The sequence below is a fragment of the Neorhizobium sp. USDA 3394 genome, assembly GCF_056280385.1.
Genome location: NZ_JBWCDU010000002.1, coordinates 738,498 through 764,074 on the forward strand (window position 1 = coordinate 738,498; position 25,577 = coordinate 764,074).

A 25,577-nucleotide genomic window follows, 5' to 3' on the forward strand; every position below is an offset into this window, starting at 1 on the left:
ATATAGTTGGTCCCGGCCGCCCTTGTGGTGCGGCCCGAACGGTGTCAGGCCTTCTTTTTGTTGCGGGCCGATTTTGTCCAGACATCGAGGATGACCGCGATCGCAATGATCAGTCCCTTGATGATCTGCTGCCAGTAGGAGCTGACATTGAGGAGATTGAGGATATTGTTGATGACGCCGATGATCATTGCACCGATGATTGTCCCGGTGATCGTGCCGGTTCCGCCCATCAAGCTTGTACCGCCGACGACGACTGCCGTGATCGCGTCGAATTCGTAGCCGACGCCTCCCGCCGGCTGACCGGAATTGATGCGCGACATCAGTACGATCCCTGCGACCCCGCAGAGGATCCCGTTGAGAATAAACGCCTTGACGACGATGCTATCGGGGTTGATGCCGGAGGCCCTCGACGCCCGCTCGTTACCGCCGACCGCGTAAACGTAGCGCCCGAACTTCGTCTTGTTCAGAAGAACCCACGACAAGATGACAAAAGCCACCAGGATGAGCACGGAAATAGGAACCGGACCGAGCGAACCCTGACCGATGATCTTGAAGTCGCCAAGCCCGGTGATGGGCGAGCCCCCAGTGTAAAGCAGCACGGCGCCACGAGCGACCGTCGTCATCGCAAGCGTCATGATGAAAGACGGAATCCGGAAGAACGTGATGACAAAGCCATTGATCAGCCCGGTAAGGACGCCGACCGCGGTCCCGGCACAGACGGCAAGAACCACGCTGCCAGTCATGACCATGACGCTTGTGGCGATCACACCGCAAAGTGCCAGCACCGACCCGAGCGAGACGTCGATATGGCCAAGGATGATGATGAAAGTAACGCCGCAGGCAAGAAGACTGACGACCACGACCTGCCGCAGCACGTTGGTCAAGTTGGCTTCGGTCAGGAATGTCGGGCTCAGAAGCGACGCCAGAATACAGATGCCAATGAAGATCAGAACCGTTCCGTATTTGCGGTAAATCTGCGCAAAGTTCACATTGCTCAACAGCGACGCCTTGGCGCCCTGCTTTTCGCTTTTGGTTGCTGTTTCGATGCTCATCAGTGTCCTCCCGTCGCAAGGCGCATGACGCTTTCCTGCGTCGCCTCGCTTCTTGTCAGTTCGCCAGCAACCCGGCCCTCGCTCATCACCATCACGCGGTCACTCATTCCGAGCACCTCGGGAAGTTCCGACGAGATCATGAGGATCGCCAGGCCCTGGCGGGCAAACTCAGTCATCAATTTGTGGATTTCAGACTTGGAGCCGACATCGATGCCGCGCGTCGGCTCGTCCAGGATCAAGACCTTGAGATCGCCCAGCAGCCATTTCGCCAGCACTATCTTCTGCTGATTGCCGCCACTCAGGTTTTCGGCAATCATCTCCGTGCTCGGCGTCTTGATCTGAAGCAACTTTATCATTCGCTTGGCGGCTGTTTCCTCTTGCCGCTTGCTGATGAACAGCCCGGCCGCGAATTTCTTCAGATTGGCGAGCGAGATGTTTTCACCGACCGATCGGCACAGCACGAGGCCCTCTGCCGTCCGGTCTTCCGAGACCATGGCGATGCCATGGCGGATTGCGTCAGTCGGAGACCCGATCTTGATCGGCGTCCCATTGAGTCGAATAGTCCCGGCATCGCATTTGTCGAGTCCGAAAATCACGCGGGCCACTTCCGTTCGTCCCGCACCGATCAATCCTGCCAATCCGACAATCTCACCCGCCCGCACCGTCAGATTGACGTCCTCGAAGACTCCGGTGCGGCTGACATTCTCAATGGACAGAACGACGTCGCCGATGGGCACATCCTCTTTCGGGAAAATACTTGAAATGGTGCGGCCAACCATTTGGGAGATCAGCTTTGCTTCGGTGTAGCTGCTCGACGGCCCTGTGGCGATGAACTGACCGTCTCGCATGACGGTAATGTCATCCGCGATCTGGAAAATCTCTTCCATTTTGTGGGTTATGTAGATGATCGCAACGCCGTTCGCCTTGAGGTCGGCGATCTGCTGAAAAAGCATGGAGACTTCAGTGTCGCTGATTGCCGACGTCGGCTCGTCCATAATGACGAGAGAGGCTGCGCGGGAGATCGCCTTGACGATCTCAACCAATTGCATGGCAGCGATCGAAAGATCGCGCATTTTTGTGTCGGCCGAGTATTTTAGCCCTAACGCCTCAAAGAGCTTTTGTGTTTCAGCGTTCATCTGAGTGAAGTCAACGAACGAAGCTAACACGCCCTTTCGCCCGATCGTCGGCTCACGGCCGAGGAAGATGTTCTCGGCGATGGTCATGTCGAGGACCGGGCTGAGTTCCTGATGGATCATTGAGATCCCGCGCTCCAAAGCCGCCGCGGCATTTTGATGGTCAAGCCTTTCCGCCTGAAAGAAAATCTCACCCTCATCGATCGCGTAGATGCCGCTCAGGATCTTCATTAGGGTGGACTTGCCGGCACCGTTTTCGCCGACCAGGACGTGAACACTGCCTGGCCGGACGCGCAGGTTCATACCGTCAAGTGCGCGGACGCCCGGAAAAGATTTGGTAATCCCCCGCATTTCAAGGACATATTCGTTATTGGCCGCGGCGAATGATGTCGCCGGGGCTCCTCCCACCGAAGTCATATGAATATTCCTCCTAACCACAGGCTCTCCCAAGCCCGGCGCCGCAAGGCGTCTTTTCTGTTTGCATTCTGTGTCTATTTCCTCATTTTATGTCAATTTCCCTCTATAATTTTCTCTCAAATTCGTTCAGTATTGCTTTCATGAATTGGGAGAATATGTTGTGTCACGACCGACGATTGCCGATCTGGCAAAAGCAGCGAATGTTGGAATTTCAACGGTCGACAGGGTCATCAATGGCCGCCATCCGGTGCGGCCGAAGACAGCCGAACTCGTTCTCGAGGCCGCCGAGCGCATCGGGTTTCATGGCCTCACGGCGATCAAACGACGAATCGAGGCGGACAAACCCGTGATCAAATTCGGTTTTCTGCTTAAGCAACAGCACCGAAAGCTCTACCAGATGTGGAGCGAACTGCTCACCAGGGCTGTCGATGCCTACCCCGAGGCCCACGGGCGGGCGATCGTGCGCTTTATGGATGACCTTGGGCCTGATAAGGCGGCTGCGGCTATTCATGCCCTCAGCCGGGAGGCTGACGTCATCGGGATGATCACCTCGGATCATCCTCAGGTTAATCACGTCATCGCCGACCTTGCTGCTGATGGCATCCCTGTCGTGACGATGATTTCGGATGTGTCGGCTCCCGAAAGAGCAGGCTTTGTCGGTAATGATTGCGCAAAGAAGGGGAGAACGGCAGCTTGGTTCATTGCTCATCTCAACGCAAGGCCCGGCGAAGTAGCGGTATTCGTAGGGAGCCATCGCTATTTGGCCCAAGAACTTTGCGAAATGGGCTTTCGATCGTATTTCCGGGAGGCGGCACCGAAATTCCGGATGCTCGAGACGTTGGCGACTCTGGAGGAGCCAGAGACGGCCTACGAGCTGACAAAGCAACTTCTAGCGTCGCAAGAGCGCTGGGTGGGCCTTTACGTCGCAGGGGGCGGAGTGACAGGAGTAATGCAAGCCCTTCGGGAGGATCGTAGTCCCGCAGCTCAAAGGTTGGTCGTAGTGGCTCATGAACTGACGAATGAGACGCGTGCGGGTTTAGCGGAGGGGCTGCTGAAGGTTGTTCTTTCCCATCCTGCACGTCAGCTAACAAAGACATTGGTGCGCGCAATGGGAGATGCCGCTATGAACAAAGGCGAGCCGATTGGGATGACGCAAAATGTGCTGCCCTTTGACATCTACACGGCTGCAAACATTTGAGAAATGACGTTTCGATGAGCAATGGACTGCGGCTGTCCGTAAATGCTGTGTTAACAGACAAGTTGCGCGGACTATCGAGACTTGGTTCCATGAACGGGACAGCGCCTCATAAAACGTGTAACGGGTTGAAATGGTCCGAAAAGCCCGCACAACCTCGGTTCTGATCGTTCAAGGCGGGATACCTAAACAGGTTCGTCCTCTTTAACGAACCTCCTTGGAGTCTGCGGTCATTGCGCATATCTTGATATCAAAGCCATCATGCATATGGATATGATATCAATGCCGGCAGTCACCATTCGAAACCTTTCTGATGAAACACATCGCGCTCTGCGGGTGCGAGCGGCTCATCACGGCCGGAGCACCGAGGCCGAGATTCGGGACATTATCGAAGCCGCAGTTCGTCCTCCTGGACGTGTCAAGCTCGGTTCCTTGCTGACCGCCATTGGTCGCGACGCCGAGCTTTCCGACAGGGACGTTGAAGCCCTGCAGAAAAGTCGCGACGAGACACCTGCCGAAGCTCATCACCGAAAAGATGGTGACGCAAAAGGAGATGGAATGGCGGACGAACCGCGGCTCTGAGGACAGGGCTCGCGCGGAAGCCGCATTGAAGGAAGTCCGCGACGCCTAGGTCCCGCGCGAGGCGCTAGACCGCGTATGGGCGAACTACGATCAGCGGTTCCAGGACCAGCAGCGCCAGATCGACGAGGTGAAGACGCACAGGGGAGCGTCTACGGCCAGCGCGACATCATTCTCGATCTTCGGGAGCGGCTCGACCGGGACGAAAGGCAGAGGATTGCTTCACCAGGTGGCTAACCGCCAGTCGCGGTATTGATTAATCCGGGCGTGTCGTTCGAGCCTGACGCCTGATTCTAGAAATAACATTGCGGTCTTCGGCCGCCTGGTCGACTGTACGCTGATCGCCCGCCACACATGCGACCATTCCTCATCACATCGTAAGGACAGTCGCACGAACCGATAACGGGATCGCGGATCGCCTCTCCGCTCCGGTCGGAGCGTGGTTTTGCTGGAGATGCGGCTGGCGGTTGAGATCGCTCTAGTTTGAATGCTGCCGCGGGGGCCGGTTTTGTGGCACTGAGGAGGTCTCCGCGTATCCAACCCGAATAGCCCGATACCGTAGTGTAATGCCATTCTTGCTCTCTCCGGATCGAGATCACGTCAGAGCCGGCGGGCGCCGTCCAAATAATAGGCGCGGCGGTCGACGGACTTGCTCTCAGGCGGACTTGTGTGGTGGTGAAAAGACGAAGTTCCGTTGGCTCCTCCTCCACCTTCGCAGGCGGCAACGAAGGAGGGGCAGGCCTAGACGAGGCCGGGGCGGGAGCACTCGGGGCTGAATTTTTCGGAGCTGTCGGCGCCCATGGCGAAGTCGACTGCGGCTTGAGCGTCTCTGTCGGCGCTCTAGACTTTGGATCACCGGAGCTCAGCCAGCTGAACGCAAAGGTTCCCGCGATTATCCAGCCAGCAACACCCTTCTTACCCATTCATTCCCCCACGTAGAGGGAATAATGCCACAACCTGAACAAGAGTCGAGTGAGGAGCCGGGAGTAGGTCGCGGTCGCACTGCGTCCGTCTCCTGGAAAAGCGAGGATGCCTGGATGATATGAAGCTGTCCATATCGCGCGGTCCTGAAGTTACCGCAACGTCGGCAGCCATGACACAGATACACCTGAATCCGTAACCTCTCAAATCATTCAATGATGGATATTCATAGACGCGGCAACGCAGAACTTTAACGTCTCCCGCTTAAAGTAGTGATTTGCGTTGGTAAAGAAGATCTGTCAGCCAGCGGGCGTCAGCAGCCAGAGGTACTTCGGAGGGTTGATGAAAGAGCTGTTTGGTCGGGCGGCGGAGGGCAATAATCCCTCGTACCGAGATCTATATAGTATTCTCGACGCCTTACCGGTTGCTCTATCCTGGGCTACACTTCCCGGCGGGCATATTCGATACGTCAATCGCACTTTCCAGCGTATGTTTGGCTATGACGAAAGGCGTTTTCCGACTGTAGACCACTGGATCACTGAGGTCTACGAAACGCCACTCGAGCAGAGGACGGCACGTGAGCGGTGGGCTGCACTATGGCAAGGTGAACACACCGGTGTCAGTGAGATCGAGCCGCTGGAGCTGCGAGTTCGGTGTGCGGATGGCACATTCAAGACAACCCAGCATCGAGGCATGCTTCTTTGGGACATCGGGATCGGAGTCGCCACCTTCGAGGACATTTCTGAACGCAAGCTGGCAGAAGATGTCATGCGTCGGGTTGCGCTCGAAGATCCCTTGACCGGACTTGCCAATCGTCGCGCCCTGCAGGACGGTTGGCAAAGTGAAGTCAGTTCAAGAAGCAAAGCGCAGCCGTCGAGGATGGCGGTTCTGCTTGTTGACCTCGATGGTTTTAAGCCAATCAACGACCAACTTGGGCATGAGGCCGGTGACGCGGTGTTGAAGATGGTAGCGGATAGACTTCGACTATCGGTGCGACCTACGGATCTTGTAGGACGCGTCGGCGGTGACGAATTTGTCGTGCTCTTGCCGTACCTCAAAGACACCACCGAGGCAGACGCGATCTGCCGAAGTGTAAGCGAGGCTTTGTCAACTCCTTTCCACTGTGAAGGGTCCATCGTCAAAATCGGCGCCAGCATCGGAATCAGCCTGTATCCGCAGGACGGGCAAAATTTGCAGACGCTGATGCGCCACGCGGATCAAGCCCTTTACCGTCGGAAGAGATCGGGGCAGGGAGGATGGGAATGGTTCGCCTTTCCTGCAGCCTGACGCGTCTATTCGTCATCCGTTTTGTGAGCTACTAAGGGCATTCATCAGGCCTGCCTTTCGGCGCACCGTTAAGCCAACAACGCGACAGCCCCGTCAACATTGATCCGGTCGAACGGCATGCCCTTCTCCAGAAGAACGACGGCCCCGCTCAACGAGCGGGCAAAGTGGACTGCTCATGAGCGTCAGATTGGGCTCTGGCATGATTATCTCGTCTTTTCGCAGGTGGTTGTGAGGGTGACTTCGTCGTCGCGGACCTGTTCAGCAGAGATGTCGAATGTTGTGCCGTTCGCCCACTCCGGGTCGCCGGATAGAATCGCGGCTAAAGCGCGGCCAACATCGTCAGGCTGACCAACGCGACCGAGCGCAATGCCCTGCGCCACATAGACGTTTACATCCTGATGGTCGCGCACTGCACCGCCGCGTGGCCGGTTTTTACTCCGCCGTTGGCAGCTTCCGGTCTGCGATGTTCCGATGTAAATCTTGACCTTGCCCCAAGTCTCATCCCGACCAGCACCATGCGGGCAGCATCCTCAGCTGCCCTGGATAGGAGTTTCGGAGCGCTGAAGATAGCGTCCTCCAGCGAGCACGGCCTGCTCAGGATCGAGGCAAAGGCATCAATGCCATGCTCGAAATTAAGCCGCACGCCTTTGCCGATGGTACCCGCAAGCGCAATGACGGGCACGCCGGCAGTCTTTGCCCGAGCCGCCACCTCCGCAGGCACCTTGCCGAACGGCGTTTGCCCATCAAGACTGCCCTCTGCGGTGATGACGAGATCAGCCTTTGCCATGAAACGGTCGAGCTCGAGATACTGCATGACGATATCATAACGCGGGTGCAGTTCGCCGCCGAGGAGACCGGACACCGCAGCACCGAGACCACCCGACGCACCACATCCGGGCGCCATGCCAACCTCGATGCCCGTCGTGCGCCGGATCTCCGCAGCATACGTCTCCATTGCGGCAACGAGCATTTCCACCTGCGCCGGCGTTGCGCCCTTTTGCGGTCCAAAGACGCGGGCAACGCCGCGCTCGCCAAGCAACACATTATGCCAGTTGACGGCAGCATCGATGCGCACGCCCTCAAGGCGCGGATCGCGGCCCGACATATCGATGGCAGTAAGATGGGCCAGCGCAGCGCCACCGCGAGGCAGTAGGTTTCCCTTGCCGTCCAGCAGCCGGATGCCGAGCGCTTCAGCCATGCCGGCGCCGCCATCATTGATGCCGCTGTCGCCGCAACCGAGAAGGATGCGGCGTGCGCCTTGGTCGAGCGCAGCGCGCACCAGTTCGCCGACACCGTAGCTCGTCGTCAAGCAGGGGTTGCGCCGGTCGCGCGGCACAAGGCTGAGGCCTGCGGCAGCCGCCATTTCGATGACCGCGGTCAGCTCGCCGCTTCCGCCGAGGAAGCCGAAATGCGCCTCGACAGGCTCGTTGACCGGACCGGTCACCGTCATTTGATGCAGAACGCCGCCGGTCGCCTTGACGAGCGCCTTTGTGAAACCCTCGCCGCCGTCGACCATTGGCGCCTTAATGACAGTAACACCGGGAAAGGCGCGCAGGACGCCATTTTCGATGCAGTCGGCTGCCTGATCGGCCGACAGACTTTCCTTGAAACCGGAGGGGGCAACGAGAACCGTGAAAGACATGGGAGCGTTCCTTTCTGCTATGACGATCATGTGACAGGGGAGGAACGGGACGGCTCGGAATCTATTCCGGCGAACCGAAAATAAATGAGCCGACTAAATAAAAAAAAGGCCGCACGTGGCGGCCTTTTCTTTGGTCTGTCCATGAGGATCATCTGAGCGGCAGGCCTTGCAGTGGCCAAACGAGCGTGGCGAAGACGACGAGCAGCACCATGAAGGGCACGACCAGCATCATGGCGAGCCGCAACAGGTCGCCCTGACCGAAGGGTGGCGGGTCCATCGCGCCGAACAGCGCCACCGGCTTGGCGGAGACCATCAGTGTCTGGCAGAAGCCGCTTGCGAGCGTCACCACCATCACGAGATTGAGCGGATCGACGCCGAGGGCCGCGAGCGGCAGGGCGAGGGCTGGAATGAGCACGGTCGCCCGCGCGGTGCGCGACGTGATGGCGAGGTGGGAGAGGGTCGCAACGACGGCGGCAAAGCCGATGACGAGGGCGGGCCAGGCTGCGATGCTGCTGCCGGCAAGGCCAACCACCCGTTCGGCCAGCACGTTCGCTGTTCCGGTCTCTATCAGGGCTTCACCGATGACAAGCGTGCCGGCGAGGAACAGCAGCAGGTTCCATTCCACGCCCTTGAGCGCGGCCTTCAGCGCCAGGCCGGAGATCCGTTCGGTCGCCAGCAGCAGAGCGGCGGCGATACCGATGAGTGGCATGCCGATGCCGTGCAGGGGCTGGGCGGCGAAGAGCAGGATCATCGCGCCGGTGATGGCGAGAACGGTCCATTGCTGGCGTGTCAGCGATGTCGGCATATCTCTTTTACCCTGTGGTGCGATGGTCATGGCGCGTTCCTCGCGGGTGAGGAAAAACCTCAGCAGCACGGCACAGGCCAGCAGTGAGCAGAGAAGGGAGAAGGGACCGGCAAGCGCGATCCAGTGGAGGAAATCGGGGCTTTGGCCGCTCAGGCGTTCCATCATGCCGGCCGCCACGAGATGGGCGCCCGCGCCGATCAGCGATGCGCCGGCCGAAAGCAGGATGACCGAGGGGAAGAGCAGTGCAAGCGCGCGGTTGATCCGCGCATTATCGATGGCCGCGGAAAGGCCGAGATAAACCGGTGCGAGCATGGCGGCACGCGCTGACGTCGAGGGGATGATAAAGGCGGTTGCGAAGATCAGGAGCGTCACCGTCCAGAACAGGCCCTGAACGGTGGCAAGTCGGGCGAGTAACCGGCGGATGATCTGCTCGATCACCCCGACCTGTCTCAGCACGCCGGCCACCACGAAGGCCGCCAGCATCAACCAGACGATATCATTGCCGAGCGAGCGATAGAGCACGTCCTCATCGATCGCGCCGACGACCGGCAGGAGGGCAGCACCCGCCAACGCCACGGGCGTATCCGGCAGGTCGAGGATGGTCCAGGCGGTGATCGTCGCCACGAAGACGGCGAGCGTCAGCCGCATGTTCATGGTGAGGCCGTCGATCGCGAGAAAGATCAGTATGGCGCTGAAAGCCAGCACGATCACTGCTACGATCTGCTTGACGCGGGCGAGCGGCATGCTCGGCTCCAGCATCGGGGACAGTTCCCCACGCCGATCGGCGTGGGGTCCGGGAGGGGCGATTGCATAAAGGGCCATGATCGCCCTCCTTTCGGTCTTGCAGGTTGCTATCTCAATCGTCGTCGGACGACGAATTGGAGGAAGAATTCGAACTTGAATTGCTCGAAGAGTTGGACGAACTGTTTGAGCTGGAGTTGCTCGACGAATTGGAGCTGCTGTTGGAGTTCGAGTTGCGGTTGGAGTTGGAATTGGAATTCCGCGAGGAATTTGACGAGCTGTTGGAGTCGCGATTCGAGCTCCAGCCGCCGCGGCGATCGTCGTCGCGGTCGCGGCTGTAGCGGGCCTGGCTCGCCTTGCTGGAGCGCGTCATCTTCTGCAGGAAGCGGTAAACCGGGTCGTCGGCGACGGCGGGCGCGGGGGCTGCGGCGCCGACCACCAGGAATGCGCTCAAGATTGCGATGACCTTCTTCATGGTGTTTCTCCTTTGAGTGACAGCCTCGTTGGCTGCGAAGGAGAAACGGTGGCGGGCGAATCCTATTCCCGATAAAATCGAAATAATTTCAATAGGATAATCTCCTTCTTCGGAACATGCGGCATTGCCGCCGCTGCGGCGCGCAGCGACGGCCAAGGCGTTTTATCCGGCTTAGACCCTATCGTTGGGCGCGGGCGAACTTGCGATACCAGCCGTCGGCGGCGAGTGTCTTGCGCAGGATCGTCTTGCGCACCACGCTCTCCGGCGCATTTTCGGCACGAATGTCCGCGTCGAGATCGGAGGCATCGCGGCGGAAGGGGATGACCTGGACGATCGGCGTGCCGCGTTCCAGCATATGCAGGCCGTCCTCGCCGATGGCGAAGAAGGGGAAGTGGATTTCCGACTGGTAGGTATCGGTATCGACAACGCCGGCGACGACCTCGAAGACACCGTTCGGCCGGTTGAGTGGCGGAATGAACAGGCAGCTCCAGCCAGGCGGTGTGCGGATGGTCCAGTAATTATGAAACTTGCAAGGCGGCAGCGGCTCGCGGGGATTGCCGGCGACCTGATGGCTGGCATGGTTGCTGACCAGCGTGCGATCGAAATCCCAGCCGCAATCGACCGTCTTGCCGCCGTCGGAGATTTCCATGCGCACGCTTGCCGCAAGCCCGATCACCCAGCCGGCGGCCATGGCGTCGAGGAAGGGCATGCAGCGCTTCACGGTGATGCCGCTGTTGGTGGGCGAGATCCGCGTCTCGTCGACAGCGGGCAGTTTGCGGAACCAGTCGGGCAGCGCCGTCCTGGCGCGCACCGGCGGCGGGATGACACCCTCGTCCTCCTCGCGGCAGAGAAAGGTCAATCGGGGCTGCGGCTTCTTCAGAAGGGCGAGTGCCATCGCTGTTCTCCTTGTAGTGCGATGCGAGAGGAACGGCGATGGAAGGAGCTTATTCCGGGGGGACCAAAAAATTTCCCATAAAAAACGTGGTCAGGTGACGCGATAGAGCTGGACCGACCGCTGGGGCGCGCATGATGTTGCCCGTTGCGTCGAGGTCAAGCCGCACGGCCTTCATCCACCAGCCTGCTTTCTGTCGCCCTGGAAAGCCGTCTCCGACACGAAGGGCAGCAAGGCCTCTGTTCCTGGGCGATCGTCATACTGTTCAGCAAGGGGGAGAAAAGTCTCACGCATCACGATGTATTTCGTGCGGTCGAGCCGTTCGTGCCACCCCGGATGTGGGCTTTTCGACCTCGATCTTCTCAGACAGCAAGTTGTTGCCAGGCGACTGCATCCACGAGCGGGTCGACCGGGATTGCAGCGGAGGCGCCTGACAACGGTATCAGGGTGCAAGCGCCTTGCGCTCTTCCTCGGGGGAAAGTGGTGAGCCAGCATGGATGGAGGCGAGATATGCGTCGATCGTTTCCTGCGAGGAGGCCGGCACGTAACCGTCCGCCTGCGGGGTTGTCAGCGCAAGCCGCGTCTCCCAGTCGCCTTCCTGACGGCAGGCGACGGTGAGCGTACTGCGTGCAGGCTGCTTCAGCTCATATTCACGGCAGAGTTCGCCGCGCTCATCACGAAAGGTGGCAACGACATGCAATACCGTGCCGGAAACATCAAGCCGCACATCCTTGCCGGATACCTCGCGATCGAGGACCGCGGCGATCTCTGAAGCCGTCCCTGTTTCGGAGAACCCCATGCGGCCAACGGTAAAGCCGACCACGCCGGTGATCACCGCAACAAGACTTGCCGCAATCGGCATAAGCCAGCGCCGTGCTGTTGGCTGCAGCTGCTGTTGCGTCTTTTGCCGAAACGAGACGACATTGTCCCGCGCTGCTGCTGCTTGCTGCCGGGCCTCCTCCGCCACGCGGCCCACCGACGCGAGGAGCGCCGCTGGCACCGGTTCGTCGATCAGCGGTTTCATCGCATCGCCCACCAGCTGACGGCTATCGAGGAAGACGGCAAGCCGTTCGGCAAGCGCGTCATCGGTTGCAAGCGCTTCCTCCAGCGCAAGGCTCCCCGCCGCGTCCAGCTCGCCATCGGCAAACGCCATCAATGTCTCGTCGTCGAAGTCGATTTTATTCATAGAACGCTGCCTTTCGTATCTGGTGAACGGCCTTCACCAAACCTTATTCCCGTCAGCTCCATCAGATTCTTCCGCGCACGCGCCAGCCGGCTCATCACAGTGCCGATCGGGATGGAGAGCACCTCAGCCGCATCGCGGTAGCTGAAATCCTCCACGCAGATCAACACCAGCACCTCGCGCTGTTCGTCCGGCAGCTTCTGCAGGGCGGCGGACACCGCGACAAGATCCATGCGAGCATGGGCAGCAGCCTCGCCGGAGGGAACGGAAACATCGCGTGCCTCGTCAATGTCGTCATGTGGACCGGCGGTCTTCTGGCGGCGTAGATGATCGATCCAGAGGTTGCGCAGGATGCGGAACATCCAGGCATCGAACCGGCTGCCGGGCGCAAAACTGTCCGCGCCCAGGATCGCCCGTTCGCAGGCGGCCTGTACAAGATCATCCGCGAGTTCTCGCGATCGGCAGAGCGAAATCGCAAAGCGTCTGAGGTTCGGCAGGAAGGCCACCAGCCGTTCTGGGACAGTCAGCATGTCGTCAGTCATCCGGCTTTTTTGCATGCGAGGGAATAAGCTGTCGAGTCCAACGTATTTCCCAGATAGTTTGATCGAAAGGCGCTTCCCGACCTGAAAGCTGATTGGGAAGCTGCCACAGGAGACCTGCCGTGTTGCTCATAGTCAAAATAAAACCATTGCGCCTCCTCGCTGCCGCAATCGCCGCAGTAGCATTCGCCGTTTTGCCATTACGTCTGAATGACGCTGCATTCACCGTTCCTATTGCGATTGCCGATGACGATGATGGAGATGACGGTGGTGAGGGCGGTGGTAGCAATGGTGGCGGCGACGGAAACGGCAGCAATGGATATCATCGCGGTGGCAATGCCCTGCGCGACCTCCGCTCGCTCTTTCGCTGGCCTTCCCGTGAGCGCCGCGCAGCTGTACGCCGTCCAGCCGCAGTTCCGGAGCATGTGGAAAACGAGCTCGTCACAGTGGGCCTTGGGGAAGATGCGCTCGCCGGACTGATCCAGGAAGGATTTACCGTCAATAGTCGTGCCCGAATTTCACTCATCGACGAGGAGATGGTGCGGCTCATCGTGCCGCGGGGGATGACGCTCGAAGCGGCGCGTGCTGCCGTTGCTGTCCGCGATACCACGGCAACGGTCGATTTGAACCATTTCTATCAGCCGGAATCGGATAACAAGTCAGGCTGCGCGGGCAAGGGTTGCACGCTTGTGCGTGAGATCGTGGGGTGGCCAAAGGGCGATACCGCCGGATGTGTAAAGCCGCACCGTATCGGTCTCATCGATACGGCGATCAATGCCGACCACGTGAGCCTGGCAAATTCCCGGCTGGAGGTCATCCACCTTGATGAGGGAGAGGGAAAAGGTTCGGGCGCGCAGCATGGCACAGCCGTCGCAGCCCTGCTGGTGGGTGGATCCGACAGCCGCGTTCCGGGTCTCCTGCCCGGGGCAGAACTCATCGCGGTCGATGCCTTTAAAAGAACTGAAGGGTCGACCGACATCGCCAGCATTTATGACCTCGTGCGTGCATTGGACCTGCTTGTTCAACGCGATGTCAGGGTCATCAACCTGAGCCTGACCGGTCCGGCAAATGCGGTGCTCGAAACGACGGTGAAAGCCGCGGCCGGCCGAGGAGTTATCCTCGTTGCAGCAGCCGGCAATGATGGCCCGAACGCAAAGCCTGTTTATCCGGCAGCCTATGACGACACGATCGCCGTAACGGCAGTCGACAAGGGGCGCAATCCTTATCGTCGGGCGGTGCGTGGAGATTACATTGACATTGCCGCTCCCGGTGTTGGGGTCTGGACCGCGGCGTCCATCACCGGTGCGCGCCAAAAAACCGGGACGTCCTTCGCCGCCCCTTTCGTGACGGCGGCAGTCTCAGTGCTGATTGCAAACAACCCGGGTATGTCACTTGAAGGTCTTGAGGCAAAGATCAGGCAGTTCACCGATGACATCGGAGAGCCCGGGAGAGACCGTGTGTTTGGATGGGGGCTTCTCAACGCAAGGAGACTTTGCGACGGTGAAAATGAAAACAAGCCGTCCACGCTGTGAGTCCGCGCGCCGGTTGCTTGCGTTGCGCCAGACATCGTAGCGAAGCAGGACAGGCAGAGCGGACTGGTTGGTGATCCCAGAACCGATCGGCGGCTCATGATTGACCAAGGGAACACGGTCTATCTTGATTTGCGCGGTCACGCAGCTGGCGCCTTCAGCAGCGCGTCGAGATCGGCATTCGATCCATGAGCCAGCACCAGGTTATCCGCACCCTTGATAATCGCCGTCAGCACCTCGGCCTCTTCCCACCCGGCCTTTGCGGTGGCCTCAACTATCTCCTGCAGCGGGATCTCGATCGCCAACTGGCAAAACAGGTGCTTGTTCTCATGGCCGACCCCGACAGTAGGGGCGGGAATATCGTCATCGGAGGGAAATAGAAGCTTAAGCGACGTCGGCAGACGGAAGAGCTGCTGCCCGGTGCTGGTCCAAGAGTGGCTGCGGTGAAGAGTGTCGCGAGAGCGTGTTCGTGGGGCGACGAACTATGTATTGAGGGACGGGGGTTTGTCCTCGCGACTTCCCCAGAACGCAACGGCAGCAATTAGTTGCGACACCCTGTAGGACCGTCAATCGTCCGACACTTCAAGGAACGCGGCCGACGTCTGCTTCATTGGGTCAGCCCCGATGAAGCCGCGCGTCGCGTCCGCGAGGACGATCTGAAATCGATGCTCCTCGCGTTCAAGAAAGGAGGCCGAGGGCACGACAGGCTGAGTTCAAATCCAGGGGATGACACCAACTGCGGCATAAACGAGCGCTGCTGTCACGGCCAGCGCGATCAGTGTCATTCCAAGCCCGAGGAGAACCACGAGCCCGTCACGCTCGATCAGCCCGATGGCGATGGCACAGAGTGCCGCGACGGGGGCGAGGTTTCCAAACGGGATTGGCAGAGCGACGGCGACCGCAAGGCAGAAGACCGGAAGCGCAAGCAGGTAAGGTATGCGCGGCCCGGCGAACGCCTTCATCCGACCCGGCCGGACAAAATGCTCGATCCGCCGGACCAGCGGCGCCGCATACCGCTCCAACGCTTCGAATGCCTTCGCCGATATGCGGCGATTGGCCAGCAGCGACGGAAGCCACAGGGATTCGAACCCGATCGCGAATTGAAGCGAAACGATCGCAAGCGCGGAGCCGAATATCATCCCGAAGGGACCGGGAATGGGGATCAGCGCCGGCAGTGCCAGGAGAAGCATAACGAAACCGAAGCCGGACCGTCCCATGAGCCCGAGGGCATCAGCGATCGTCAGACCATCCCGGCTGCGTGCTTCCGCCACAAGACGGAACAAGGTCGTGGATGCCGTGCTGGTATTGCGCCCGCAGACTAGTTTTTCCAAGGTCAACCTTCCGCCTCGCGCGTGTTCTCTGTGCCGATTAGTCCCCGCAACGCGTTGCAGGCTGGATCGGCTCCGTCGAACAGCCGCTGAGGTGACATCCACCCGGTCGAGATACCGATCGCGGTCGCCGTCGCCCAACCTGGCTCATTGCCGGCCTTGTCGATGAGGCGTGGTACCTCGATGGCCAGGCAGCGGCGCGACTGCTGCACGATTTCTACCGGCACGTTTGGACGATCGAGATGTTGCCGCATCTCGGCGTTAAGCGGATCGACAACGAACAGCGTAAAAATCCATGCGGCAATGTCTGCGATCATAATTCTGGTCCCGTGGCGTACGGCATCTGTCGGTTTAAGGTCGGACATCGCGAAAGCGCCGAAGACTTTCACCAGAGGGGCCCGGACCGGCGGGTCAGGTATGATTTGGGAAGCGGATGAGAGGTGTTCAAGGCCGAGGTGCCCTTGACGGGGCAAGTGTTCTGGTCGATCACGCTGCATCGCGCGAATAGAAAGCAGCCCGCATGCCGTATTATCTCGTCACCCAGACGTCGCTCGTGGAAGGCGAGGATGAAGTCGAAGCAGCTCGGAAAGCCCTGACGAAGTTACAGTCAGGCGGCGCCGTAGAATTCACCGTAAAATACGACGAAGAGAATATCCGGCAGGTCACGGTCGCCAATGCCCTTGCCTCGGGAGTTGCACAACCGGCTCCGCAGGAGGTCCGACCGTCCCCGGAGCCGATCCTGGAAAACATTGCCTTTGGTGCCTCAGCCGTCAATCAAGCCGATACAGGCGTCGCCAAGCGGCGACGCCTGTCAGCCAGGAGTGTCGTCTTTGGATTGAACCTGTTCGCAGCCGGCCTCATCGTGGGGCTGGTCATCATGGCTTTGGGTGATGGCACTCCTGGATGAGCCACGAGAGTTTCCCAGAAGACAGTACACTGGAGCTGTCTTTCGCTGGAACATGATCGCGCTCGTCCTAGTAAGAGCTATGTCAGAACATGACGAACATATTCATCCTGAGGCCGCAGTTGCTCCGGGATATCTTGCCATCCACGCTGCCCGGGTGTTCAACCGGTTGGTGGACGCGGCCCTGCGGCCCTATGGGCTTTCCCTCTCCCTGATTGGTCCGATCATGCTCCCGTCGTGGAGTGGCGTCGAGAGGTGTATGTGCGCTTCGAACTTCCCGGTCGACAAGCTGTTTGACAGCTAAGACAAGATCCTGGAGGGGTTCAAGGTGATCACGGCCCATTATACGCAAGACGAGCGCCTTGCCTTGTTTCACGACAACGCCGCGCGCTTCTATCGGCTATAGCGTCGTTTTGGAGTCGGCGTAGATGTCGGCCCCGGCCTGCACTCGACAATCTCCATTTCGTCAGCGTCTTCTCCGCAGTCCGAAATCTGTTTGTCCCACCTGAGGCACTCAGCAATCGAAATCCATGGGCATCGTCTCATGGCGATTGGCACAATGGAAGGGGGCGGCTGAGCTATTCTTGAGCGGCTGCCGCCGCAACGCAAACGGGTTAACAGCGTCTATTCAAGACAAGGATCCCATTGCCGTTGCCAATCTGGGCCCTATTTGCTGAAGGCTATCGATAAGACGCGTACGGCGACCTTGTCCAGCTACAGCAGATCGGAGGCGGAGTTGAAAAATGACCTCGGGGGCCTCCGCCGTGTCTATTCGATCTCGCCATCCTCTCCCTCGCGCATGCCCGCATTTGCAAGTGTTCTCGCGGTCATCGCGATTTTGTTTTTTGCAAGGGAAGTGCTTCTTCCCCTTGCGATTGCGGTCTTGTTGACCTTCGCCTTGGCCCCGATTTCCTCTCGACTAAGAAAGCTTGGTCTACCGAGGATTCTGGCGGTGATAATCACGGTCGCGCTCGCTTTCCTTGTCCTAGTCTTGTTCGGGCTTGTGGTGGCGGGACACGTTGCTGACGTCGCTCAAGACCTCCCAGCGTACCAGAATAACATCATAACAAAGATCCGGGCCGTCCAGGAAAGCGGAACAGACAGTGGTGTTCTTCAGCGCCTAACATCGGTTGTCGAGAGCGTCGGTCGCGAACTAAACAGTGCAGGGAAGCAGCCATCGGCTCCAGGTGGCGGATCTCCTCCGAGGGAGCCCCTGCTCGTTGAGATATTCTCACCTAATCGTCCTATTGAAACGCTGACCAGCCTGATTGGCCCCCTGCTCGGTCCCATTGCGTCGCTGGGCTTGATCATTGTTGTTGTCATCTTCATGCTTCTGGAGCGCGAGGAACTTCGCGACCGCTTCATTCGGCTCGTCGGATATGGAGATCTCCACCGCACAACAGAAGCCATCCAGGAGGCGGGCAGCCGCGTGGCCCGTTACCTCCTCATGCAGCTTTTGGTAAATTGTGCTTACGGGATCCCTTTGGCACTTGGCCTGTGGGCGGTAGGGATCCCCAATGCAGCGCTTTGGGGCATGCTCGCAATCGTCCTACGATTTGTTCCCTACATAGGGCCAGCGATAGCAACGGTTCTGCCGATGTTTCTGGCCTTTGCCGTCGACCCCGGCTGGACACTCGTTCTGTGGGTTGCGGCTATTTTTCTGTTGCTGGAACTGATCAGCAACAACATCGTGGAACCCTGGCTCTATGGTTCTCGAACGGGCCTCTCTCCACTGGCAATCATTGTCGCTGCAATCTTTTGGGCATGGCTCTGGGGACCGGTCGGTCTTGTCCTGTCGACGCCGCTGACCGTGTGCCTTGCAGTTCTGGGACGATACGTGCCTCAATTCGAGTTCCTGGAGGTCCTTTTTGGCAGCGATCCTGTACTTGATCCCAAGGAGCGCCTCTACCAGAGGCTTCTTGCCGGGGATCCTGACGAGGCGACCGATTATGCTGAGGAAATCCTTGAGGAGAATTATTTGGAGGACTATTACGGCAAAGTTGCCATTCCGGCACTTCTGCTCGCCGAGAAGGATCGGCGTCGAGGTGTCTTAACCGAGCAGCAGATGGAACAGGTCTTCGCGACCGCCATCACTTTGGTCTCGAACCTAGCCGAAATCGCCCAGGAAGAGGAGCAGGAAGAAAAGGGGCAGGAGAACAAAGAAACGCTAAGCGGACGGCCGACTACGCTCGGCGAGGGATTAGATGGGGATGAAGGGGCGCTTCCGGACGGACGCGGCAAGACTATCCTTTGCATCGGAGGCAGGGGCGCGCTCGACGACGCGTCAGCGGCAATGCTCGCCCAGGTTCTCCAGGTTCAGGGTACCGAGGTTGTCGTAGCGAAGCACACCGACATCGCCAATCGTCGCGCCATGACCCTCTTACCGAAGCAAGCAGACGCCATCGTCGTTTGCTTTCTCAACGAGGACTCCGCAAAGCATGCGGGCATACTCATCCGCCGGCTGAAGCGCTTGTTCCCCACAACCCGCGTCGGCGCGGTTCTGTGGGCCGAGCGCGAGCAGGACATTCCGCCGCCCGCGCTCGACGAGGTTGACTTCATTACCTCCACCTTGGCATCCACTGCCCGCGAAGCGCTGTCGGATGCACCGCCATCAGTGATGGCGCCCCCCCGTAAAATTCGGGTCAGGCGGCCTCTGGACAAGTCCGCTACCGCCGCCGCGCAGCCTGGCATCTAGCGGACGCACGGTTTTACATTAAAGACGGGCTTTCAGGTCTGGCACAACGATTAGGCTGAATAAGACCTCGCGCGATATGGCGTGGTTCAGGGCAATGTCGAGGTCCCCCGTCAGGAGGGTCGCAGGGGGCGGATCCAGTCGTTGTCGAGCCTCTATCGCTCTCTACGCCGGCGGCGGAACAGAAACCGTCGATCTCGGTACTTATGTGAGCCTGGTCGCTTCATCCGTGATGGCGGCTCACGCGGTCGACGGCAGTCGGTTGAGCATGAAAGTTGACACATGGCCGGTATCGGACAATGTCGCCATGCCCGTGGGCCTTCAAAAACGCATTCGCCTGTAGCGACGGCGGTGAAATCAAGGTGCGCTGCGCCGTTGATGATGAGGGCTGTAAAGGTTCTCGTCGCTGCCGATGGTGTTGGACTTTCGGATGAAGCCGATTGGCCAAGAAGAGGCAAGCTCAGCGCCATGATTGCGCAGTCGGTCAAGCGCAATGCTAGTGCCGGGATCAAAGTTGATTCTGGGCCAGGTCGGGGCATGGCTGTAACCACCGCCTTCAAGCGGTGGGGACGAAGCTGAGGTCTGAAATGCTTCACAGCCGGTGGCGCTGGCAGGCGCGGGTGCGCCTCACACGGGGCGTGCTCCCGCTATGGGTGGACCGATGAAGGCGAAGAAGGGCTTGGCCTCCACATCTCTTCGGAAATCGCGCAGGCCATGTTGACGGCAACATCGACTTCTTATCGTCGCCGCGGCACGCATGGACACTGCCTTTGCTTCCGTCGACGATATGTGGCGACCGTCTGGTGTGCCATCGGAGGCGCTTGTCCAGCTTACCAAGGCCGATGCTTTTCTTCCCCGCTGAAGCTTGAGCGTCGGGACACACTCTGGGCGATCAAGGTGCTGCGCGACGGACCACTGCCATTGTGTGTGGCCGCGGCCGAACGGAAGATGGTGGCGATCGCCGATACGCGGGAAGGGATGTCGGCCCGTAGGTTCCTAGTGGTTCAAGGCGAGAGCGACTCGTGCGGCATGGATCGCATGTGTAGCAGGCGTGAATCGTATATCCCATTGACATATCCCGTCAAGAGGGCTATGTAATTACGTCGTGATCAATGCAATTCGGAAACGTGCAGATGGCGCAGGGTGCAGTATTCCAGAGCAATCGTAGTCAAGCGATCCGTTTGCCAAAGTCGGTTGCTCTGCCCGATGATGTAAAGCGTGTCGACATCGTTGCGGTGGGACGCACTCGTATCATTGCACCAGCTGGTGAGATCTGGGACAGCTGGTTTGAAGGAGCGGAGGCGACATCCGACTTCATGAGCGAGCGTGATCAACCTGCCTTGCAGGAGCGTGAGGCATTTTGATGTTGAAGTACATGCTCGACACCAATATCTGCATTTTTACGATCAAAAATCGACCGCAGCAGGTGCGAGACGCGTTTAATCGTTCCCATGATCAGCTGTGCATCAGCTCGGTTTGCTTAATGGAATTGATTTACGGAGCGGAAAAGTCAGTCAGTCCTGAAAAGAACCTTTCCGTTGTGGAGGGCTTCGTAGCGCGCCTCGAGGTATTGCCGTACGACGAAATGGCAGCAAACCATAGCGGTCAACTGCGAGCTGAATTGGCGCGTAGCGGAACTCCGATTGGTCCATATGATCAATTGATTGCGGGACACGCGCGCTCGCGGGGACTGATTATGGTCACCAATAACCGCCGGGAATTTGATCGCGTGCCCGGCCTACGAGTGGAAGATTGGACAACCTAGTTTAAATAATCAATCCCATAGCCGGATCTCGCAGATTGCAGCAAGTATTTAACCGCCGGGTGTCTGAGCGAATCCCATCACATCAGGCCTTTTGTCAATTGTTCGTGTCGGCCCGTGCGAGACTTCGACCGCATTATTGAGCCCTTTGTGCCCCCGACACTCGGCGCCTGCCCGAGGGTTCGGATCGGCTTGATGTAGCTGCGGAGTTTGTCCGTAACGACGACCCTTGGTATGCCGAACCGAGCAACCAGGTCGCGCAGGAAACGCCTTACGGCCTTCGCATTTCGACGTGGCTAAACCAGAATGTCGAGCACAGGGCCGTCCGCGTCGATGGCCCGCCATAGCCAATGCTTTTGCCACGGATCGCGATCCCGACCTCGTCGATGTGCCATTTATCGCGAGGCGCACGTCGATCTCGCCGGACACAAACTGCAAAATGCCGCCCGAAGCGATTGACCCCAAAGCCGGATTGCTTCCCGGCTGACAATGACACCACGTTCGGCGAGCAGGTCTTACACGTCGGCGGTGCTGAGCGCGAAGCGATGATAAGCCCATACCGCACAGGCGATGATTTCACGGGCAAAGCGAAGCCTTTCAGACGCGGCATTTGGCACGGGATATTCATCCCACTTGGACAGCCCACGCAAAAGTCAAACAACTTGGCAATACCCTTGCCCTTGTTTGCTGCCGCGGCCGAACGTGAGATGGTCGCGATTGCGGAGCAGCGGGAGCCGGAGGTTGCTCTTCGGCAAACGACGGACGGCCACAACGTCATTGAAGGCTACAGTCATACCGGGCTCACCCTGCGGCAGCAACCGGTTGCCTTTCTGCGGGCGGACCTTTGGGCACGCAACATCATCACCTGCGCAGAGGCGATCAGCGTATCGACATGAAGGTCAGGTACGAACATGTCGCGGGCGGCGACAGTTGGCTTCGGCTTGTCCCGTGGATTAGGGCCTTCGTCGGGTTTCTGCTTTTCGGCATCATCGACGCTTGATGCTCGCGGAGGCTTGCTCGGAGATGAGTTCAAGAGGGGATTGAGCGTGCTTTACACAACCTGTGCCCCCTATGTCGGCCTTCACTCAAATCGGACAACCGACTTGAACGGCAGGATGGCGATCACTTCGCCGCTTTCACTGGTAATTTCGAAGGTCTCGCCATCGACAATCTCGCCTTTGGCGACCTTCTCTCCCATCATCTCCCGCGCCCCTTTAACGGCTTCATCATACGCGAGAGCCGGTGTTGCAAACTCAGTGCCATCGGGGTCTATCTCAAGGACACCGGCTGTTCGGACGTGGAAGTAATACCGGGGCATGCTTTCCTCCTTGAAGCTTAGCAAACCGAACTTCCGTGGAAGGATGCTGTTCCCGGCGCACCGTCAGCGACGCAAGTGATCCCGCTCCTATCATTGCTCACCTGCAATTCCGAGCTACCCCCCACCTGCGTTCCGCGATGAGTCTCCGGCCGATGCTCCCATGCAGGCGCCGTACCCGCAGAGTTCATATGCCAAGGGCATCGGCGATGTTTAGCGAGAGGCCGCAAAAAGGGCTCATCCCGGCAAACTACACTACGGCCATTGGTGGTGTCGAATGTTTACTAGGTATGTTCGCCGTCTTGGCGGAGTCGTCGCACGACTTTTATGCGGCTTGGATATCATAGCACCGCAAGGCTTGGTGGCGTGCTGCCTTTAGGAGGTGTGCCACGATTTCAGATTGTTTTTTAACCGAAGGCCGGTGGCGCGATCGGCTGGTAGGGGTGCCCTGGATTCCGCAGATCGCCACTACGCAGTTTCGCAAAATCCGATGGTCCCCAAATCACGAGGGCATCGAGATAAGGGCATTCGCCGCATCGAGTTAAGAACCCTTCGACACGACATCATTCATGGTGGAGGCGTTCAGCAGTGTGGCGATCGCCGTTGTTTACTGCATGGGCACGAATGGCTTTGAGATCAGGACGGTCCCCGGGCGCTCCCTTCAGGGCCCACTCATCGGCACAGAGGAGGTGAGTAAAACCGCCCAGGCCGCCGCCGCACCGCTGCTCTTCTTTCCGGCGCGGGTAGGTTTGTAACTCTGCATCCTGGCAAGCGTCTGCTTCAGGATTTGGTGTTGAGTTCCAAGTCCTCAGGAATAAAGACACGGGCAGAGGAGTTCTTCGACGAGTCGTTGAGTGCGACAAGTGCGACGACCATTCCCGCCATGGCCATTAAAACCATAAGGACGGGAGTGCTGCTGCGGCTGCTTCTGGGCTGATTGTACATCACGGACCGATCCAAGACGATCGGGCGTGTATCCGACGCCCGATCCAGCTAATTAGTTGATGACTTGGATGACCTTCCGCGAGGAAGGCTCGACGATGACGCGCTGCTCGTTCACGACTGCGTAGGCGTAGTTCGGATTGTCCGGTATTGCCTTGACGACGACAGTCGAGGGTAAGGGCTGGCCGACGACCACCTTCTCCTTCATGACGACCCGTTCCGTTGGTGCGGGCAAGTCACGGACATAGGTGACGACAGTCGGCGGCGGCGGATCGATCGCCGTACCTGCGACCGCGCCGACTACGCCACCGACCGCAGCCCCGACTGGACCACCGACGATAGCGCCGGTTACCGCACCGCCGGCGGCTCCATTGACGGTGGATGACTGAGCAAAGGCCGTTCCGCCTGCCAGCGCGAACAGGGCCGTTGCCAGGATGAGTTGATTTCTCACTATGATTTCCTCCTTCGTTGCTGCGGCCGAAGCCGTGAGCCACTAACGTGGCCCCAGCTGCCACGTTCCTCCCTTCGGACTTCGGTCCAAGCGCCATAGGCCTTTGTACCCGATGCTGGGGAGGAGGGTTGGGCCTTTGGTCCCAGACCATTCGGACCGAAGTCCGAGCCCGGAACACGATGAACCTTCCGGGGTTGTTCCAATACCCTCGCGAGGCGAGTGCGTGAACAAGGAAAAGAAGGATAACGTGATGAAAAAGTACGTGATTTTCGCAGCGGCAGGCGTAGCCGCCATGGCAGGAACTTTCGCTGCTTCGGCACAGACCGTGGTTATCGCCCCGGAGCAGGAAACGGTGATCAAGGAGTACGTCACCAAGCAGAAGGTGAAGTCCGTGGATGTTCCGAATGTCACCGTCAGCGTCGGGGCATCGCTTCCCGATACGGTTGAACTTCACACGGTCGACGTCCCGGACGTCAAGTACCGTTACGCCGTTGTCGGCGGCAAAACCGTGCTGGTTGAGCCGAGCACGCGCAAGGTCGTGCACGTCATTAATTAATCAGCTTGGAAATCTCGCGTCCTGGTAGTCGCCAGATATGTGGGCGCCGTAAACACAAGATGGAGAACCAGCATGAGACTCTTTGATAGGAAAGCCCTTCTCGTTGCCCTGCTCGCGGGGTCTACACTTTCGCTTCCTGCACTCGCTCAGAACTCGTCGAGTGGCTCTGCCGATCCAAGACTTCTTCCCAAGGAGGGAACCTCCAAGCAGGGTTCTGCCTCGGGTAGCCAAGGCACCAAGGCCACCACGCCGGAGGCGGGCGCCTCGAGCCAGTCAGCAGGCGGCAACGGCCCGGAGGCAAAGCAGCAGCCGGCGCAGAAGCAGGCGCAGTCGGAGCAGCTTCGCAAGCCCGGTGAAGCAGGTAGCGGCGCGTCGAAGGACGCCCAGAACGCTGCCACGAAGGAGAGCCAGAGCAAGACTGGCACCGATTCGGCGCAGACTGGCGACCAGAGAAAGAACATGAACCAGGACGCCGCCGCCGGTTCGAGCGCTGATCAGACAAAGCAGTCGGCACAGGGCTCCGGCACTTCGACCGAAAAGAAGGATATGAACGCGGCCGGCAGCAACACTCAAACAAGCTCCGACACCAACACAGCGATCGGTACCCAGCAACGCCAGTCGAGCGAGACGACCGCGGCCTCGGCTGATCGGCCCTCGAACGAGGTCACAGGCAGCATCAATATCTCAACCGAGCAGAAGACCGAAATTCGAAACGTCATCGTGGAGAACAAGGTCGAGCCGATCAAGCCGAGCTTCAGTGTATCGGTCGGCGTCGCAGTCCCCAAAACGGTGGAACTGCATCCGCTTCCGCCGAGGGTCGTCGAAATTCTCCCGGCCTATCGCTCGTACCGCTATTTCGTGCTCGCCGACAATCGCATCGTGATCGTCGAGCCGGATACCTACGAGATCGTTTACATTCTCGTGGTCTGACTTCGGTCGCCACGTCTGGAGGGAGTGCCGCGGGGAGGGTAGCGGCGCTCCTTCTTGTTCCCGCCGCGCTCCGACGTTGGCACGCTCCGGGAGGATGTCCATCACCATCTCGCCTCCAACCCATGTTGCTAGGTCAGCCCTTGCGAGGGAAGACAATGTTGGAGGACTTTATTGAAATCGGCCAAAACCGTCTCGAATTGATAGCTTCCAGGAAGGTGCCATCGGCCTGCAGGATGAGCAGCCGAGAGGTTCGATGACTGTCGATGTAAAAATAGCGATCACCTTTTTGGTCGGGGATGCGGAGCAC

At 59.0% G+C, this 25,577-nt stretch carries 24 protein-coding genes and 5 pseudogenes; 13 read left to right on the forward strand and 16 right to left on the reverse strand.

All coding sequences use genetic code 11. The features are described 5' to 3' along the window. Positions 1-44: 44 nt before the first annotated feature. Entirely contained in the window at positions 45-1,052 is a 1,008-nt protein-coding gene (locus ACZ9EJ_RS25105) for an ABC transporter permease (protein ID WP_046630099.1), read from the reverse strand. After that, positions 1,052-2,602: a sugar ABC transporter ATP-binding protein gene (locus ACZ9EJ_RS25110; RefSeq protein WP_046641298.1), complete on the reverse strand. Its 1,551-nt coding sequence runs from the start codon at positions 2,600-2,602 to the stop codon at positions 1,052-1,054. Before ACZ9EJ_RS25110 ends, ACZ9EJ_RS25105 begins: the two co-directional genes overlap by 1 nt. A 160-nt stretch (positions 2,603-2,762) precedes the next feature. Here ACZ9EJ_RS25110 and ACZ9EJ_RS25115 point away from each other — a divergent pair, with 160 nt between their 5' ends. The 3 genes from ACZ9EJ_RS25115 (at position 2,763) to ACZ9EJ_RS25125 (ending at position 6,584) form a co-directional block, all read left to right on the forward strand. Next, the gene (locus ACZ9EJ_RS25115; protein WP_046641299.1) at positions 2,763-3,800 is read left to right on the forward strand and encodes a LacI family DNA-binding transcriptional regulator; all 1,038 of its coding nucleotides are present in this window, start codon (positions 2,763-2,765) and stop codon (positions 3,798-3,800) included. Positions 3,801-4,079: 279 nt separating this feature from the next. Continuing rightward, positions 4,080-4,379 (forward strand): FitA-like ribbon-helix-helix domain-containing protein, encoded by a 300-nt coding sequence (locus tag ACZ9EJ_RS25120; RefSeq protein ID WP_255742371.1) that lies wholly within the window; start codon positions 4,080-4,082, stop codon positions 4,377-4,379. A 1,260-nt stretch (positions 4,380-5,639) separates the two neighbouring features. Beyond that, the gene (locus tag ACZ9EJ_RS25125; protein WP_080955796.1) at positions 5,640-6,584 is read left to right on the forward strand and encodes a sensor domain-containing protein; all 945 of its coding nucleotides are present in this window, start codon (positions 5,640-5,642) and stop codon (positions 6,582-6,584) included. A gap of 203 nt (positions 6,585-6,787) precedes the next feature. Here the strand turns inward: ACZ9EJ_RS25125 and ACZ9EJ_RS25130 are convergent. From ACZ9EJ_RS25130 to ACZ9EJ_RS25165, 8 genes and pseudogenes are all read right to left on the reverse strand, one after another. Continuing rightward, a pseudogene (locus tag ACZ9EJ_RS25130) lies at positions 6,788-7,003 on the reverse strand (hypothetical protein); the annotation flags it as partial. Next, positions 6,973-8,226 (reverse strand): glycerate kinase family protein, encoded by a 1,254-nt coding sequence (locus tag ACZ9EJ_RS25135; protein ID WP_046641300.1) that lies wholly within the window; start codon positions 8,224-8,226, stop codon positions 6,973-6,975. The gene ACZ9EJ_RS25135 and the pseudogene ACZ9EJ_RS25130, both read right to left, overlap by 31 nt. Before the next feature lie 148 nt (positions 8,227-8,374). Beyond that, entirely contained in the window at positions 8,375-9,853 is a 1,479-nt protein-coding gene (locus tag ACZ9EJ_RS25140; protein ID WP_255742373.1) for an SLC13 family permease, read from the reverse strand. Between the two features lie 34 nt (positions 9,854-9,887). Beyond that, positions 9,888-10,403 (reverse strand): hypothetical protein, encoded by a 516-nt coding sequence (locus tag ACZ9EJ_RS25145; protein WP_255742374.1) that lies wholly within the window; start codon positions 10,401-10,403, stop codon positions 9,888-9,890. A 22-nt stretch (positions 10,404-10,425) separates the two neighbouring features. Next, positions 10,426-11,142, reverse strand: a complete 717-nt coding sequence (locus ACZ9EJ_RS25150) for a DUF6065 family protein (protein ID WP_046641302.1) — start codon at positions 11,140-11,142, stop codon at positions 10,426-10,428. 49 nt (positions 11,143-11,191) lie between these two features. Then, positions 11,192-11,317, reverse strand: coding sequence for a hypothetical protein (locus tag ACZ9EJ_RS25155; RefSeq protein ID WP_441930798.1), 126 nt, complete (start codon positions 11,315-11,317; stop codon positions 11,192-11,194). Between the two features lie 264 nt (positions 11,318-11,581). Next, positions 11,582-12,325, reverse strand: a complete 744-nt coding sequence (locus ACZ9EJ_RS25160) for an anti-sigma factor family protein (protein ID WP_046641303.1) — start codon at positions 12,323-12,325, stop codon at positions 11,582-11,584. Then, a complete protein-coding gene (locus tag ACZ9EJ_RS25165) occupies positions 12,322-12,864 on the reverse strand; it encodes an RNA polymerase sigma factor (RefSeq protein ID WP_046641304.1) in 543 nt (180 codons plus the stop codon). Before ACZ9EJ_RS25165 ends, ACZ9EJ_RS25160 begins: the two co-directional genes overlap by 4 nt. Before the next feature lie 119 nt (positions 12,865-12,983). Here ACZ9EJ_RS25165 and ACZ9EJ_RS25170 point away from each other — a divergent pair, with 119 nt between their 5' ends. Continuing rightward, positions 12,984-14,393: a S8 family serine peptidase gene (locus ACZ9EJ_RS25170; RefSeq protein WP_046641305.1), complete on the forward strand. Its 1,410-nt coding sequence runs from the start codon at positions 12,984-12,986 to the stop codon at positions 14,391-14,393. A gap of 137 nt (positions 14,394-14,530) precedes the next feature. On the opposite strand, the gene ACZ9EJ_RS25175 is transcribed toward ACZ9EJ_RS25170, so the two are convergent. Beyond that, positions 14,531-14,695 (reverse strand): hypothetical protein, encoded by a 165-nt coding sequence (locus ACZ9EJ_RS25175; protein ID WP_255737514.1) that lies wholly within the window; start codon positions 14,693-14,695, stop codon positions 14,531-14,533. 276 nt (positions 14,696-14,971) lie between these two features. Between ACZ9EJ_RS25175 and ACZ9EJ_RS25180 the strand changes: the two are divergent. Further along, positions 14,972-15,085 (forward strand): annotated as a pseudogene (locus tag ACZ9EJ_RS25180) (NUDIX hydrolase); the annotation flags it as partial. An 18-nt stretch (positions 15,086-15,103) separates the two neighbouring features. On the opposite strand, the gene ACZ9EJ_RS25185 reads toward ACZ9EJ_RS25180, so the two are convergent. Both ACZ9EJ_RS25185 and ACZ9EJ_RS25190 read right to left on the reverse strand, forming a co-directional pair. Next, positions 15,104-15,721: an exopolysaccharide biosynthesis protein gene (locus ACZ9EJ_RS25185; protein ID WP_251090018.1), complete on the reverse strand. Its 618-nt coding sequence runs from the start codon at positions 15,719-15,721 to the stop codon at positions 15,104-15,106. 2 nt (positions 15,722-15,723) lie between these two features. Then, positions 15,724-16,035 carry a hypothetical protein gene (locus tag ACZ9EJ_RS25190; protein ID WP_046641306.1) on the reverse strand — a complete coding sequence of 104 codons (312 nt, stop codon included), beginning with the start codon at positions 16,033-16,035 and terminating at the stop codon, positions 15,724-15,726. Positions 16,036-16,238: 203 nt separating this feature from the next. Between ACZ9EJ_RS25190 and ACZ9EJ_RS25195 the strand changes: the two genes are divergently transcribed. The 5 genes and pseudogenes from ACZ9EJ_RS25195 (at position 16,239) to vapC (ending at position 21,079) form a co-directional block, all read left to right on the forward strand. Continuing rightward, on the forward strand, positions 16,239-16,625 hold the full coding sequence (locus ACZ9EJ_RS25195) for a hypothetical protein (RefSeq protein WP_046641307.1): 387 nt from the start codon (positions 16,239-16,241) through the stop codon (positions 16,623-16,625). 796 nt (positions 16,626-17,421) lie between these two features. Beyond that, the gene (locus tag ACZ9EJ_RS25200; RefSeq protein WP_255742786.1) at positions 17,422-19,317 is read left to right on the forward strand and encodes an AI-2E family transporter; all 1,896 of its coding nucleotides are present in this window, start codon (positions 17,422-17,424) and stop codon (positions 19,315-19,317) included. Positions 19,318-20,056: 739 nt separating this feature from the next. Then, positions 20,057-20,307 (forward strand): annotated as a pseudogene (locus tag ACZ9EJ_RS25205) (hypothetical protein); the annotation flags it as partial. A 140-nt stretch (positions 20,308-20,447) separates the two neighbouring features. Then, complete coding sequence (gene vapB, locus ACZ9EJ_RS25210; protein WP_046641367.1) at positions 20,448-20,678, forward strand: type II toxin-antitoxin system VapB family antitoxin; 231 nt, start codon at positions 20,448-20,450, stop codon at positions 20,676-20,678. Further along, on the forward strand, positions 20,678-21,079 hold the full coding sequence (vapC, locus tag ACZ9EJ_RS25215; protein WP_046641308.1) for a type II toxin-antitoxin system tRNA(fMet)-specific endonuclease VapC: 402 nt from the start codon (positions 20,678-20,680) through the stop codon (positions 21,077-21,079). Before vapB ends, vapC begins: the two co-directional genes overlap by 1 nt. A 72-nt stretch (positions 21,080-21,151) precedes the next feature. Here the strand turns inward: vapC and ACZ9EJ_RS25220 are convergent. Continuing rightward, positions 21,152-21,704: pseudogene (locus ACZ9EJ_RS25220) on the reverse strand (IS6 family transposase); the annotation flags it as partial. Between the two features lie 43 nt (positions 21,705-21,747). Between ACZ9EJ_RS25220 and ACZ9EJ_RS25225 the strand changes: the two are divergent. Next, positions 21,748-21,960, forward strand: a pseudogene (locus ACZ9EJ_RS25225) (hypothetical protein); the annotation flags it as partial. A gap of 197 nt (positions 21,961-22,157) precedes the next feature. Here the strand turns inward: ACZ9EJ_RS25225 and ACZ9EJ_RS25230 are convergent. Together ACZ9EJ_RS25230 and ACZ9EJ_RS25235 are read right to left on the reverse strand one after the other, a co-directional pair. Then, positions 22,158-22,394 (reverse strand): DUF6894 family protein, encoded by a 237-nt coding sequence (locus ACZ9EJ_RS25230; RefSeq protein ID WP_046641310.1) that lies wholly within the window; start codon positions 22,392-22,394, stop codon positions 22,158-22,160. A 994-nt stretch (positions 22,395-23,388) separates the two neighbouring features. Next, entirely contained in the window at positions 23,389-23,784 is a 396-nt protein-coding gene (locus ACZ9EJ_RS25235) for a DUF1236 domain-containing protein (protein WP_046641312.1), read from the reverse strand. Positions 23,785-24,007: 223 nt separating this feature from the next. On the opposite strand from ACZ9EJ_RS25235, the gene ACZ9EJ_RS25240 reads away from it, so the two are divergent. After that, on the forward strand, positions 24,008-24,340 hold the full coding sequence (locus ACZ9EJ_RS25240) for a DUF1236 domain-containing protein (RefSeq protein ID WP_311521774.1): 333 nt from the start codon (positions 24,008-24,010) through the stop codon (positions 24,338-24,340). 72 nt (positions 24,341-24,412) lie between these two features. Beyond that, entirely contained in the window at positions 24,413-25,270 is an 858-nt protein-coding gene (locus tag ACZ9EJ_RS25245; protein ID WP_052764647.1) for a DUF1236 domain-containing protein, read from the forward strand. The last annotated feature ends 307 nt before the right edge of the window (positions 25,271-25,577 follow it).

Coding starts and splice junctions, on each gene's coding strand:
- ACZ9EJ_RS25195 (WP_046641307.1), top strand. CDS start 16,239: ATGCCGTATTATCTCGTCACCCAGACGTCGCTCGTGGAAGGCGAGGAT.
- ACZ9EJ_RS25200 (WP_255742786.1), top strand. CDS start 17,422: ATGCCCGCATTTGCAAGTGTTCTCGCGGTCATCGCGATTTTGTTTTTT.
- ACZ9EJ_RS25245 (WP_052764647.1), top strand. CDS start 24,413: ATGAGACTCTTTGATAGGAAAGCCCTTCTCGTTGCCCTGCTCGCGGGG.
- ACZ9EJ_RS25190 (WP_046641306.1), bottom strand. CDS start 16,035: ATGATCGCAGACATTGCCGCATGGATTTTTACGCTGTTCGTTGTCGAT.
- ACZ9EJ_RS25125 (WP_080955796.1), top strand. CDS start 5,640: ATGAAAGAGCTGTTTGGTCGGGCGGCGGAGGGCAATAATCCCTCGTAC.
- ACZ9EJ_RS25150 (WP_046641302.1), bottom strand. CDS start 11,142: ATGGCACTCGCCCTTCTGAAGAAGCCGCAGCCCCGATTGACCTTTCTC.
- ACZ9EJ_RS25155 (WP_441930798.1), bottom strand. CDS start 11,317: ATGAAGGCCGTGCGGCTTGACCTCGACGCAACGGGCAACATCATGCGC.
- ACZ9EJ_RS25165 (WP_046641304.1), bottom strand. CDS start 12,864: ATGACTGACGACATGCTGACTGTCCCAGAACGGCTGGTGGCCTTCCTG.
- ACZ9EJ_RS25110 (WP_046641298.1), bottom strand. CDS start 2,602: ATGACTTCGGTGGGAGGAGCCCCGGCGACATCATTCGCCGCGGCCAAT.
- ACZ9EJ_RS25135 (WP_046641300.1), bottom strand. CDS start 8,226: ATGTCTTTCACGGTTCTCGTTGCCCCCTCCGGTTTCAAGGAAAGTCTG.
- ACZ9EJ_RS25230 (WP_046641310.1), bottom strand. CDS start 22,394: ATGCCCCGGTATTACTTCCACGTCCGAACAGCCGGTGTCCTTGAGATA.
- ACZ9EJ_RS25160 (WP_046641303.1), bottom strand. CDS start 12,325: ATGAATAAAATCGACTTCGACGACGAGACATTGATGGCGTTTGCCGAT.
- ACZ9EJ_RS25140 (WP_255742373.1), bottom strand. CDS start 9,853: ATGGCCCTTTATGCAATCGCCCCTCCCGGACCCCACGCCGATCGGCGT.
- vapB (WP_046641367.1), top strand. CDS start 20,448: ATGGCGCAGGGTGCAGTATTCCAGAGCAATCGTAGTCAAGCGATCCGT.
- ACZ9EJ_RS25105 (WP_046630099.1), bottom strand. CDS start 1,052: ATGAGCATCGAAACAGCAACCAAAAGCGAAAAGCAGGGCGCCAAGGCG.
- vapC (WP_046641308.1), top strand. CDS start 20,678: ATGTTGAAGTACATGCTCGACACCAATATCTGCATTTTTACGATCAAA.
- ACZ9EJ_RS25120 (WP_255742371.1), top strand. CDS start 4,080: ATGCCGGCAGTCACCATTCGAAACCTTTCTGATGAAACACATCGCGCT.